The organism is Pseudoalteromonas obscura, assembly GCF_030135505.1.
Classification (GTDB): Bacteria; Pseudomonadota; Gammaproteobacteria; order Enterobacterales; family Alteromonadaceae; genus Pseudoalteromonas; species Pseudoalteromonas obscura.
The window spans coordinates 45,944-57,589 of sequence record NZ_JASJUT010000012.1 but is presented as its reverse complement, the minus strand read 5'-3'; the positions used below and the strand labels follow the sequence as shown (position 1 = coordinate 57,589).

The following is an 11,646-nucleotide window of genomic DNA, read 5'->3' as shown; positions in this document are numbered from 1 at the left end:
CTTATTGGGGTTTGGTGTGCATCAATGCGTACCCAGACAGCGTCGGCATTGACTGTGCTAGATGAGCTTCTTGCTGGGCTATCTGTGCAAACTGATCACATAATGAGTCTGCACTTGCTTCAAGCTGTTCTGCTTGCGCATTTATTCGGTGTTCAAAATTGGCACCTAATTGTTCCATGCGTTGCTCAAAGACACTGATGTCACCGTCCGCGTTTTTCATTTCAGAGCCCAGTGAAATGAGCAGTGTACCGATTGACTCAAACATGGCACTTTTCACTGCGCTTTCAACACGGGACTCAAATTGATGCTCGAATTGTTCGCCAAATTCAGCCATGGTTTGCTCACCCATGACAAAAGTACCCTCTTGGTAAAAGGTATTTTGTACTTCCACACTTAGTTCATCGAGGATCTCTGATAGGTCATCAAAGCTGTTTAAATTGAATGTTGTGGCAACTTCATTTAAAGCAACCTCGGCCAGATCGACCGCTTGTGTCGCGACTTCGGCGACTTTTGGTAATTCAGCCCGCAATGTTTCTGCATAAAAAGAGAGCGCTTGGCGTTGCTGCGGTGTCACTGTGATTATTTGCCCATTAACAGACAAGGTACCGTCTGCAGCGATCATCATATTTTGGTTATTGGCTTGTGTTATTGAGATCTCTTCGGGAGTGATTTTGACATCATTTTTGAACTCTAACTGGCAGTTATCACTAGAGATTGAAAAGTTGTGATCGCTATGCGCATAGACAGAGGAAGACGATAAAATTGCAAGTGTAATTAAAGTGGTTTTCATGGCTTGGCTCTTATTTTTTGTTGATGACACTTTGTGTGTTCCAAGTATGATGCCAATTTTTAAAGCCTTTATTTTTCAAGCGTATATGGTTTTTGTCGAGATGGGAGGTTAAGTGAGAAATAACCTTTAAACTAAAATTTGGCCATTTTACTCATAAATTGGTTTAATTTGTTTTATTAATCGTCACGATAAAAATCATTCACTGTCCAAGAGGCTTATTTCGAGCTAAATACTTTATAAGTCGTAATGTGTCTGTGGGGAGGTCTTTTCGCCCTTTCCAGTTATGCACACAGTAGTAAACAGCTACATCCGTGTATTGAAAGTTAATCTCTAAAGGTTAAATAGGAGCTTATCATGGGTAAAACATATTCCTATGATCCATTGGATGACGAATATCAAGAAGAATTTGGCGTACTGAGTGAAAAGGATGTTAATAAGCAGCGGCAAAAGGTCAGAAAAAAGCTAGATGAGTACTTAGAGCAAAAGCGATTGCGGCGACATTTAGGAGATGATGAATTTGATTTTTTTGATGAGTAGTTTCACAGCATGAAAGAGAGCGACGGTGATGCTCTCTTTATATGTGCTGTATTTTGGCGATTAATCTTTAAATGATTTGTGACAATCTTTACAGCCTTGCGCCCACTTGCCAAATGCTTTGGCAATCACCTTTTTGTCTCCAGATTCTGACGCTGTAGCGAGCGCTTGCGCATACTTTGCGAAGTCTGCCGCTTTTTTATCAAATGTTGCTCTGTCGCTCCATATTTCTGGTAAAGCGCTGGTATCGCCCTTATCGGTGCCCGCGATAAACGCTTCCCATGGCATATTAGAAAGTTGGGCTGCATTGTGAGCACGTTGTTTGAAACGTTCTGCATCAAATGGCACTTTACCTTTAAGCATGTCACCCATATCACCAATCTGATAGCGAATTAATTGAAACGCTGCTTTGCGATACTCAATGGCATCCTCTTTTTCTTTAAATAGTGTGTTGGCTTGACTTTGCATACTGAAACCCGCCAGCAAGGTTACTAGTGTTAATAACTTTTTCATAAGTTGCCCCTTAAATAAATAATTCTATCCCTTTTTAAGGGTTTCAATAGGATTTAGCAAGATTCTGAGTTCAACGGTGGAGCAAGCGGTACAAAGTGAAAACAAACTGTTTACTTTATGGGTCCAAATTAGTGGCTCATTTACAGTAAATTTAATTTAGATCTGTTTACTTTTCTTCACATTGTTTATTTTTCTTTTAAAACAACATGTTATGGTGTTGAATAAAATTAAAGTTCAAAAAATGTAACTTAATTGTATTTCCATTATTGCAATTAACCATGTAGTCACATTATATTGATGAATGATTCTACTCTCTAAATATAAATAAACACCAAATTAAACAACAAGTCCTAGGGGAAACTATGGCCAAGTATTCATTTAAAGCGACAGCGGTAGCTATGGCTGTCTCAGGTGCTCTTTCAGCAGCATCAGTAAGTGCTGCGACATTAGAGACCAACACTCGTTCAATTAACACAGAAGTAGCAAAAGTAGAGCTATCTGCAAAGCAAGAAAATAGAGCTGAAGCTTTCTTAGTCGTGTTAAAGCAAGAAACTGCTGCAAACCTAATGGAGCGTGGTAATTACTCAGTAAGTGATGCACGCCAAACGGTTGCATCTGTAGAGACGTTACAAACAACAGTTAAACGTGATTTAGCAAGCCTAAATGCAGACATCAAAGTTGTTGGTTCTACTAAACTATTAGCATCTACACTGATTGTTGAAGCGTCAGATGAAGCACTTGAAAAGATTAAAAAGAATAACAATGTAGCGCGCATCTTACCTCTATATGACTATGAGCTACATGTTGCTGATGCAAACAATTACATCCAAGCTGCACCTATTAACACTGCAGGTTTCACTGGTACTGGCCAAAAAGTGGCTGTACTAGATACAGGTATTGACTACACGCACAAAGTATTTGGCGGCGCGGGTACACAAGAAGCGTATGACGCAGCACAGGCAGATCCTGCAGCGGTAACATGGCCACAAGGTCAAGTTGTTGGCGGTTACGACTTTATGCGTAACGATGCTGACCCGATTGAAAACGATCCAGCTAACCCAACTGAAGATGACGCACCAACATCTCATGGTACGTCTGTATCTCACTCTGTAACGGGTATTGCTCCTGATGTTGAACTTTACGTTTACTCAGTGTGTGGTGGCGGTTGTCCATTTGCAGCTCAGCTAGGTGCACTAGAAGCGGCAATGGACCCTAATGGTGACGGTGATATCAGCGACCGCGTTGATGTAATCAATATGTCACTAGGTGGTGAATTCGGTTCTACAGATCGTGAAGACGGTACGCAATTCCTAATCCATCAAGCAGTTAAAATGGGTACTAACGTTGTTATCTCAGCGGGTAACGATGGTAACCACCCATTCCGTATCGGTGGTCCAAGCACGACTCCAAATGCTCTATCTGTAGGTGCAATGGGTCACCCTGTACTACCTGACCTATTTGCAGTTGGTACTTTAAATGGCGACCGTATCGATGTAGGTACTGCGAGCTTTGGTCCACAAGACCCGTTCTCATTCACTAACACAGATACAGAACTTGTTTACCCTGAAGCAAATCAAAATGGTTGTAACATCCCTGATCCAGATAACGAAGGTGAAGTGTTAAATCCATTTGAAGGCATGGACTTCACAGGTAAAGCAGTACTGATTGACCGTGGTGCATGTGCATTTGTTGACAAAGCATTGAATGCCCAAGCTAAAGGTGCAAAATACGTTATCATTGCTAACAATGTTGAAGGTGGTGCGCCAGGTCTTGGTGGTTCAAGTGACGCGGTAACTGTACCAACTATTTCTGTATCTCTAGATACAGGTACTGCAATTAAAGCGGTATTGGCAGCTGGTAACCAACCAACGTTTAACTTTGGTATTGAATCACACGTTGCAATTGACAGTGTGGCTGATTTCTCTTCTCGTGGTCCTTCAATGGATGGCCTACTTAAGCCAGAAATTACAGCGCCAGGTGTTAACATCCAGGTTGCTGCAACAGGTACACTTGACCAGCTAGCTGGTGCGACAGGTACTTCTTTCTCTGGCCCAATCACTGCAGGTGCTGTTGCACTAGTACGTGAAGCGCGTCCTGAGCTAAGTGCTGCACAAGTGAAAGCGGTACTAATGAATACTGCAAACCTTAATGTATTCATGGAGCCAAAATCACTAAATGCGGAAACAGAACTAGCGCCAATCAGCTTAATCGGTGCCGGTCTTGTTGATGTTAAGAAGGCAGTTGATTCACAAACTGTTGCATGGGTACACCATGATGACTATGACACAATTCAAGCTGCACTTTCATTTGGTTTTGACGTCTTAGAAGAAACAACAACTTATACTAAGACTGTATATGTTAAGAACTTCCACACTGAAGCGAAAACATATAACTTACGTACTGAAGATCGCTACACAAGTGATACAGATCTAGGTGCAACAAGCTGGAAATTCCCTGCGTCAGTTACAGTTGCTGCTGGTGAAACTGCTTCTTTCCAAGTTGAGTTAACAATTGACCCAAGTAAACTGCCTGCATGGAGCCTACCTAACCCACAAGGTGCAAATGACCTAACTGCACGTGCGGCGGCGTTGACTCTTTCTGAGCTAGACGGTGCACTAATTTTTGATGACCAATCTCTAGATGGCGATCATGACATCCACATGGTTTACCATGTTTTACCACGTGCAAATGAAGGTGTTGAAGTATCTGTACTTGAAGAAGGCGACAAGCGCATTCAAGTAACAAACAACGGTTTCACAACCTTTAACGTTGTAACAGATCAGTTGGTTGCAGTAGGTGAAGAAGCATCTGCAGAAGACAAGCAATTCAATATCCTAAGCACGTCATTCAACGTATACGGTAGCGATTCATGTGCTTCTGGCGCATTGTTCACGGCTTCAATGGCACTACGTGATGAGCTAACAATGCACCGTCAAGCGGGTTACCGTATGACATTAGATGTTAACTACGATGGTGTACCTGATTTCTTCTTACAAAACTACAACGATGTAGGTCGTAGTGCAGCCGTTATCGGTCGTGCTCGTACATTGAGTGGTCCAATTGTAGACGGTGAAGATCAGTGGAGATTCTTGTCAGCTATGTTCCACGAAGGTGGTACTAACACAATTACATTCTCTGGTTGTACTAGCCTAATCGGTTTAGACACGTCTAACCTTGGCGACAAGATCATGATCGAAGCGCAAGCGGGTATTGGTAACTATCAATCAGGTATCTTCGAAGTAACTGACTCTTTAACAGGTCACACTACATTCGAAACTGCGCCAGCATCTCTAGTTGATGCAGATGGTAACCGTGTTGAGTCTCTAGCACCGGGCGCATCAGCGTTTGTTGATAGCTACAAGCCATTCACACTAGCGTCAGATGACCAAATCTTAGCTAATATTACAGCAGATATGCTACCAGCAGTTGTGGTACCTATGATTGCTGATGCAGACTTAGAAGTTTCTGAAGATGCAGAAGTAGGCCATGTAATTGGTCAGCTAGAAGTCGTTGAACAAGACGGTGCTGCTAAGGTTTCTGAGTTTGAGCTTGTTGCTCGTTCACACTCAGGTATCACAGTAAACAGAGACGGTTCAGTTGTTGTTGCTGAAGGTGAGCCTCTTGACTACGATGCAGGCGTAATGTCAGTTGAACTAACTGTTGTTGCACACGATGAAAAAGGCTTCAAGTCAGAGCCAACAAATATCATTGTTGACGTGTTAAACGCGGTTGACGAAGATTCAGAGAAAGCACCATATGTTGCTGAAGGCCAAGAGTTTGACGTTGAAGAAAACGCAGACCTAGGTACTGAAGTTGGTATGCTTGAGTTCATGGACCAAGACGACAATGTTTCTTCATTCAAAGTTGAAGGTTCTGATGCAATTGCAATTGACGCAGAAGGTAACATCACTGTTGCTGGCGAAATTGACTTTGACATGGGTGAGTCTTTCGAAGTAACTGTAACTGCGGTTGATGCAGATGGCCTTGAGTCTGAAGCGGTAACTGTCGTATTCAACGTTGAAGAAGACGAGTACGAAGGTAAGCCAATGATCGAAGAAGGTCAGAGCTTCAACATCGAAGAAAATAGCCCAATTGGTACTGTAATTGGTCAGCTAACGTTCTCTGATTTCGACAATGATGTTGTTGAGTTCATGGTAGCGGGTACTACGTTAATCACGATTAACGAACAAGGTCAGCTAATCGTTGCTGGTAACCTAGACTTCGAATTCGACCGTCAGTTCAGCTTCGACGTAACTGCGAAAGATGCGGCAGGTAAATACTCTGACGACGTTCGCGTTGAAGTTCGCTTAATTGATGTAAGCGAAGACAATGGTGACGACGATGACGATTCAGGTTCACTAGCTTGGTTGACACTACTAGCTGCACCATTTGCTGCACTACGTCGCCGTAAGCAAAAGTAATATGATTGATATCAGCTAGGTCTGATAACTAATCAAACATAATAAACACCGGCTTTGAGCCGGTGTTTTTTTATTTCTAGTCAGGATAACTTTTTTGAAACTCTCGGGCAGTAGCCTAGATCTATGAAATGGTGGATCTGCAACACCTGCACTATATGAGAGGGAGAGTTATAGCTGAGTTTGTATGGAGGGAGCGGAACTTATATAGACTTATATAAACCCGCCAGAAAATAGGGAAACGACTGAATTGAGCGCTTACCCTATATCTTTAAAAATCATACCGCGCCGCATACTACGTGTTGCCAGCATGACCTCAGCGAGCAATGCCAAAAAAGCCCCAATTAAAAGCAGCATGGCAGCAATGAAGCAGCTTGAAACCGTGATACCAAGTGACCACGTATAGAGGTGTGAAATAAACAGCAGGACGACCACTGCACACACCATGAGTGCACTAAGGACGCTCATGCTAAAAGCGATGTGAATGCAGCGAGAGCGCTTTAGCAAAGCGCGCATTTCTTGGGTGAGCGTAAAATGTAGGGTGTCATCTTGATTGGCATTGAGCTTTCTATCAAGTAAACGTGCTCGGTCTGTAATACGCGCTAATCGATTAGATAAAACCCCCAAAAATGCGGCGATCCCTGTTAATAGAAAGACTGGGGCCACAGCGGTTTGGATCACTTTGGCCATAGTTAAGATACTGACAACGTCTGAGTTTAGTTCCACTTTACCTGCTCAATTATATTTTCTGTTTCACCAATTAAAGTGTTAACGACTCGGTTGTTTTCATCAAGTAGGATCAGTCTAGGCACCCCTTTATTGGCATATTGGCTGTAAACATTGCGCTGTTCATCTGTGATGAGGGGAAAAGAGACATTATAGTCAACAGCAAATTGTGCAAGTGATTCAGAGGTTTCTTCTCGGCCAATTGCGACAATCGTGAGATTGTGATCAGTGACTAAAGGAGAAGCGTTGAGTGCATTAAACATACGTTGTGAGTCTGAACACCAAGTAGCGAAGAAGATGACAAGCTTTTTGCCTGGAGCATTAGCCAAATCGATAGGCTGACCATGGATGTCTTTAAATGTCAGATGTTTAAATATGTCGCCTGGGCTAATATAGGTTTCATAGTCCGGGTTAGGGGCGGTCGATTCAGTGGTGCCACATGCGCTTATGGTTAGACATGCGGCGGCGAGAAAACTGATTGTGAGCTGACTTTTTATCATTGTTGATTTCCTTATGGTAGGCTGGTCCTATTTACGCGTATTTTTAATCACATAGCAAGCTTTGTGATTGCTGTATTTCCAACACATTTTGTCTTTTTATTATGGTTTATCTAAGTCTTTTTTTCAGCGCATTTATTGCTGCGACGCTGTTACCTGCGGCATCGGAGTTACTGCTCACCAGTATGGTTGTTAAGCAATCTGGTCATGTATTTTTGCTTTGGTGTAGCGCAACCATCGGCAACGTGCTCGGAAGTTGTGTGAATTATTACCTTGGCACGCAAGTTGAGCGGCTTAGCCATCGCCGCTGGTTTCCGGTATCGCAGAGCAGCATGGCGAGGGCACAAGCGCATTTTCAACGCTATGGCACATTTAGCCTCTTGTTTGCGTGGTTGCCGATTGTCGGCGATCCACTGACGTTAATAGCTGGGGTATTTAAAATAAGATTTAGCGTATTCTTGTTGTTGGTGAGTATTGGAAAAGGGCTTCGCTATGCCTTGGTGATAGCGTTGGCCATGGAGTTGTTTTGAGCTTGTTGGCAATGCTCCAGCCATCTGGAGCATTCGGGCTTTTTAATCTATGTTACGTGCCTTGCGCCATTCTAGTGTTAAAGATACAGAGTCAGCAAAGCGCAGCGCGTGGGGTTTATCAACTCGCACACGGGCAAAAGAAACATCCGGATGCTGGTGACACTCCGATAATATATCTGCGACTAATTTTTCTAACAGTAAAAAGTGTCCATTCTCAACGAGTTTAATTACCGATTTGGTAATCGTTTTATAATTAAGCGCATGATCAACTTCGTCTAACTGAACACATTCAGTGTCAGCGGGGTAGTGGATCTCAATATTGATAACCACGTCTTGTTTTTTTTCGCGCTCTTCGTCATTGAACCCGATGAAGGTTCGCAGCCTCAGGTTGGTGATATTGATAATCGCATTATGCATCATTGGCATGTCCTTGCAATTTAGTCGTGTTTGACGAGTTGTAAAAACTCATTGCGAGTTTTTGCATCCTCTCTGAAGTTACCTAACATGACTGAGGTGCGCATTTTCGAGTTTTGCTTTTCTACGCCACGCATCATCATGCACATGTGTTTTGCTTCGACAATCACACCAACACCTCGTGCACCCGTCACTTCTTCAACAGCTTTGGCAATTTGATGAGTCAATTGCTCCTGAATTTGAAAGCGGCGTGCATACATGTCGACAATTCGAGCAAATTTAGATAAGCCTAACACTTTGCCATTGGGAATGTAAGCAATGTGGCAACGGCCAACAAAAGGGAGCAGATGATGTTCACACATTGAGTACAATTCGATGTCTTGGATCAATACCATATCGTCAGCATCAGATGAGAACACCGCATTATTGGTTATCTCATCTAAAGTTTGTCGATAACCTTGAGTTAAGTACTCCATCGCTTTGGCCGCACGCTTAGGCGTGTCTAACAGCCCTTCTCTGTCTGCGTCTTCACCAACGGCGTTAATGATCTCTGTGTAACTGTTCTTTAATTCTTCATGCATAATAATAACTCACAAAATTTGTGCTTGGGCTTAAATCAATGCATCAAACCCAAACTTACTTTAAATGCCTGCCACCATCAACGGCGAGTGTTCTACCTGTTATATAGTTGCTGTTGAGTAAGAGCTCAATACTTGCAATGACTTCTTTGCAACCGGGCTCTATGCCCATGAGCGACTTTTTAAGGGTTTTGGCTTTATAAGCTTCATCGTCGTGCTCATTAAAAATAATAAGTGATGGAGACACTGAATTGACTTTAATGTCAGGCGCATATTTGGCTGCAAAAGAGCGACTTAAATTGTCTAAGGCAGCTTTGCTTGCAGCGTATGCAATGTGTTTGGGGCTGCCTTTTTCCGCGACATAATCCGTAATATGAATTATGTCAGTCACTTCTTGTGATGCTTGTAGTAGCGGGGCTAGCGCCATATTGAGCAAGTAGGGTACTTTGGCGTGTATGCGCATCATATCATCAAACAGGGCATCGTGATTCGGATTGAGTTTTTCACAATCCCAACTCGAAGCATTATGCACTATGGCGCGCAACGCTGGCGTATACTCACTGACTTGATGAACAAGTTTATCGATGGCGTTTGGTTCGTTGAAGTCAACTTGTATACACTTCACGCCTTGTGCAGCTAATTCTTCCACCGAATTGTGGCGCGTTCGATAGGTGACTATGAGTGGTACGTTAGCTGCGATGAAGTGCCGAGCGAGTGCAAGCCCAATACGCTGTGCTCCACCTGTGATTAAAATAGGGGCTTCCATTGGTTTCCTTTAAAATTAGTATCTTGTGGTACATTCAAATTCAAATTTGAGGTTGAATGGGTCAAGTGCCACCAGCTGATACACATAATAGATATTACGGGATAAGTTACCTTTATGATCACTAACTTAGCATGAGTTTTTATTGGCTGTACACAGATGTGTAACTATTTTGTTAAATAGTGGCGGCTGGAATAAAAATAGCGTTGGGTGCTAAGCGCACCCAATAGGATTTATTAGACTAGGGTTTAGTCATATACGGTGGGAATAGGCTGACGCTTGTGCTGAGTGCGTTGATAAATCGCAATCAGTCTTTCTTCAACCTCCTGTGAAACTGGTTTACCCTCTAAAAAGTCATCAATATTATCGTAACTTAAGCCGAGCGCAGCTTCGTCGGCCAAGCCGGGGCGATCGCATTCAAGATCAGCCGTTGGCACTTTTTCGACAAGCTGTGCAGGTGCGCCTAACTGTGCAGCCAATGAGCGCACTTGACGTTTAGACAGTCCAAATAGTGGTGCCAGATCACAGGCTCCGTCACCGAACTTGGTGTAAAACCCGGTGATGTTTTCTGCGCTATGGTCTGTACCAACAACTAAGCCTGCACTCAGCCCCGCAATTTCATACTGAGCAACCATACGCTGCCTAGCTTTTACATTACCTTTGACAAAATCAATTTGCGTTTGTGCTGGGAGTGCTAATTCTGCATCTTTCATAGCTTGAATAGCTTGCTCATGCATCGCGTCGGCGGCAGGTTTAATATTGACGGTAAGACGTGTAGTTGGCTTAATGAAATTCATCGCCATTTGTGCCTCGTCTTCATCTGCTTGCACACCATAGGGAAGACGCATAGCGATAAATTGATAAGATTTATCTTGTTGTTCTTGGTTCAATTCATCTACTGCTAGCTGGCAAAGACGACCGCACGTGGAAGAATCTACTCCACCGCTGATCCCAAGGACTAGGCTGGTGCAGTGTGCTGAAAGCAAACGCTGTTTGATAAACTGCACTCGACGAGTGATCTCTTCGGTTACATTAATAGAAGGTTTAACTTTCATTTCGGCAATTATAGCTTCGCGCATTGAATATCCTCAGGCCTCTTCATAATCTTCACAAACAGTTTAATAGATCCGTCAGTCTTGGGGCAACGATGTTTTTTGCCACAGGCAATTTAAAGCCCCAAATGTTGTTTGATTGCTTTTAGCTCAGCCTTTAATTGATTGATTTCTTCTAACAGAGCGTTGAGCTCACCTGGCTCATCAATGGATGCCGTGGGGTTGTCTGCTTGATCTGGCACGTCACCAAATAGGTGCTGATAGCGACTTTCTCGCTTACCTGGTTCTCTTTCTAATTTCACCACCAGTTCTTGTTGCTGTAATTGATTGAGCGCTTCTTCCACCTCGGTTACATTGGCAAATTCGGCAAGACGGCCACTACGAGTACGTAACTCACCTGGCGTTTGTGGGCCGCGTAAAAGTAACAAGCATACAATAGCTCGCTGCTGCTCATTTAATTGCAGGCTACTAAACTCGGTATTACAAAAGCGGTGAGTGTATTTAGAAACACGGCCTGACAAAGCTTCATCACACATAACTAAACGCTGAGATTTCAGTTCTGACAGACCATCTAAAACCTCAGCTTCTGTGAGCGCTAGTACGGGCTCTCTATTCGACTTTTGGTTGCAGGCATTGGTCAGTGCATTTACAGAAAGAGGATATTGATCCGGTGTGGTGGTTTCTTTTTCCAGCAAACAACCAATCAAGCGTTGTTCGATTTTAGTGAGCTTCATAGTTTCCCTTTTCAAGTAGTATCGTAAACGAAGTTTGGACACCGCTTGTTGGCTTTGTGGCAAGGAACCAAATCGAAATAAGGGTGTCAGTAATTTG

The 11,646-nt window shown here is 43.2% G+C and carries 12 protein-coding genes; 3 read left to right on the top strand and 9 right to left on the bottom strand.

What is annotated here, in order from left to right; all coding sequences use genetic code 11:
* Position 1 precedes the first annotated feature (1 nt).
* Entirely contained in the window at positions 2–790 is a 789-nt protein-coding gene (locus tag QNM18_RS21870; RefSeq protein ID WP_284138433.1) for a DUF2884 family protein, read from the bottom strand.
* Positions 791–1,144: 354 nt separating this feature from the next.
* On the opposite strand from QNM18_RS21870, the gene QNM18_RS21865 reads away from it, so the two are divergent.
* The gene (locus tag QNM18_RS21865) at positions 1,145–1,327 is read left to right on the top strand and encodes a PA3496 family putative envelope integrity protein (RefSeq protein ID WP_211012555.1); all 183 of its coding nucleotides are present in this window, start codon (positions 1,145–1,147) and stop codon (positions 1,325–1,327) included.
* Between the two features lie 60 nt (positions 1,328–1,387).
* On the opposite strand, the gene QNM18_RS21860 is transcribed toward QNM18_RS21865, so the two are convergent.
* A complete protein-coding gene (locus QNM18_RS21860) occupies positions 1,388–1,837 on the bottom strand; it encodes a c-type cytochrome (RefSeq protein ID WP_211012554.1) in 450 nt (149 codons plus the stop codon).
* Between the two features lie 362 nt (positions 1,838–2,199).
* Here QNM18_RS21860 and QNM18_RS21855 point away from each other — a divergent pair, with 362 nt between their 5' ends.
* Positions 2,200–6,258, top strand: a complete 4,059-nt coding sequence (locus tag QNM18_RS21855) for a S8 family serine peptidase (protein WP_284138432.1) — start codon at positions 2,200–2,202, stop codon at positions 6,256–6,258.
* 255 nt (positions 6,259–6,513) lie between these two features.
* On the opposite strand, the gene QNM18_RS21850 is transcribed toward QNM18_RS21855, so the two are convergent.
* Positions 6,514–6,945, bottom strand: a complete 432-nt coding sequence (locus tag QNM18_RS21850) for a DUF2721 domain-containing protein (protein WP_211012640.1) — start codon at positions 6,943–6,945, stop codon at positions 6,514–6,516.
* Positions 6,946–6,971: 26 nt separating this feature from the next.
* Complete coding sequence (locus QNM18_RS21845) at positions 6,972–7,481, bottom strand: TlpA family protein disulfide reductase (protein ID WP_211012552.1); 510 nt, start codon at positions 7,479–7,481, stop codon at positions 6,972–6,974.
* A 101-nt stretch (positions 7,482–7,582) separates the two neighbouring features.
* Between QNM18_RS21845 and QNM18_RS21840 the strand changes: the two genes are divergently transcribed.
* Positions 7,583–8,008 carry a YqaA family protein gene (locus QNM18_RS21840; protein ID WP_284138431.1) on the top strand — a complete coding sequence of 142 codons (426 nt, stop codon included), beginning with the start codon at positions 7,583–7,585 and terminating at the stop codon, positions 8,006–8,008.
* A gap of 42 nt (positions 8,009–8,050) precedes the next feature.
* Here QNM18_RS21840 and folX read toward each other — a convergent pair whose 3' ends face one another.
* The 5 genes from folX to QNM18_RS21815 form a co-directional block, all read right to left on the bottom strand.
* The gene (gene folX / locus QNM18_RS21835) at positions 8,051–8,425 is read right to left on the bottom strand and encodes a dihydroneopterin triphosphate 2'-epimerase (protein ID WP_211012639.1); all 375 of its coding nucleotides are present in this window, start codon (positions 8,423–8,425) and stop codon (positions 8,051–8,053) included.
* Positions 8,426–8,445: 20 nt separating this feature from the next.
* Entirely contained in the window at positions 8,446–9,003 is a 558-nt protein-coding gene (folE, locus tag QNM18_RS21830) for a GTP cyclohydrolase I FolE (RefSeq protein WP_023399034.1), read from the bottom strand.
* 55 nt (positions 9,004–9,058) lie between these two features.
* Entirely contained in the window at positions 9,059–9,766 is a 708-nt protein-coding gene (gene folM, locus QNM18_RS21825) for a dihydromonapterin reductase (RefSeq protein WP_284138430.1), read from the bottom strand.
* Positions 9,767–10,011: 245 nt separating this feature from the next.
* Positions 10,012–10,842 carry an ammonia-dependent NAD(+) synthetase gene (gene nadE, locus QNM18_RS21820; protein ID WP_211012549.1) on the bottom strand — a complete coding sequence of 277 codons (831 nt, stop codon included), beginning with the start codon at positions 10,840–10,842 and terminating at the stop codon, positions 10,012–10,014.
* 89 nt (positions 10,843–10,931) lie between these two features.
* Positions 10,932–11,549, bottom strand: coding sequence for a YceH family protein (locus QNM18_RS21815; RefSeq protein WP_284138429.1), 618 nt, complete (start codon positions 11,547–11,549; stop codon positions 10,932–10,934).
* Between the last annotated feature and the right edge of the window lie 97 nt (positions 11,550–11,646).

Coding starts and splice junctions, on each gene's coding strand:
- QNM18_RS21870 (WP_284138433.1), bottom strand. CDS start 790: ATGAAAACCACTTTAATTACACTTGCAATTTTATCGTCTTCCTCTGTC.
- QNM18_RS21865 (WP_211012555.1), top strand. CDS start 1,145: ATGGGTAAAACATATTCCTATGATCCATTGGATGACGAATATCAAGAA.
- QNM18_RS21860 (WP_211012554.1), bottom strand. CDS start 1,837: ATGAAAAAGTTATTAACACTAGTAACCTTGCTGGCGGGTTTCAGTATG.
- QNM18_RS21855 (WP_284138432.1), top strand. CDS start 2,200: ATGGCCAAGTATTCATTTAAAGCGACAGCGGTAGCTATGGCTGTCTCA.
- QNM18_RS21850 (WP_211012640.1), bottom strand. CDS start 6,945: ATGGCCAAAGTGATCCAAACCGCTGTGGCCCCAGTCTTTCTATTAACA.
- QNM18_RS21845 (WP_211012552.1), bottom strand. CDS start 7,481: ATGATAAAAAGTCAGCTCACAATCAGTTTTCTCGCCGCCGCATGTCTA.
- QNM18_RS21840 (WP_284138431.1), top strand. CDS start 7,583: ATGGTTTATCTAAGTCTTTTTTTCAGCGCATTTATTGCTGCGACGCTG.
- folX (WP_211012639.1), bottom strand. CDS start 8,425: ATGCATAATGCGATTATCAATATCACCAACCTGAGGCTGCGAACCTTC.
- folE (WP_023399034.1), bottom strand. CDS start 9,003: ATGCATGAAGAATTAAAGAACAGTTACACAGAGATCATTAACGCCGTT.
- folM (WP_284138430.1), bottom strand. CDS start 9,766: ATGGAAGCCCCTATTTTAATCACAGGTGGAGCACAGCGTATTGGGCTT.
- nadE (WP_211012549.1), bottom strand. CDS start 10,842: ATGCGCGAAGCTATAATTGCCGAAATGAAAGTTAAACCTTCTATTAAT.
- QNM18_RS21815 (WP_284138429.1), bottom strand. CDS start 11,549: ATGAAGCTCACTAAAATCGAACAACGCTTGATTGGTTGTTTGCTGGAA.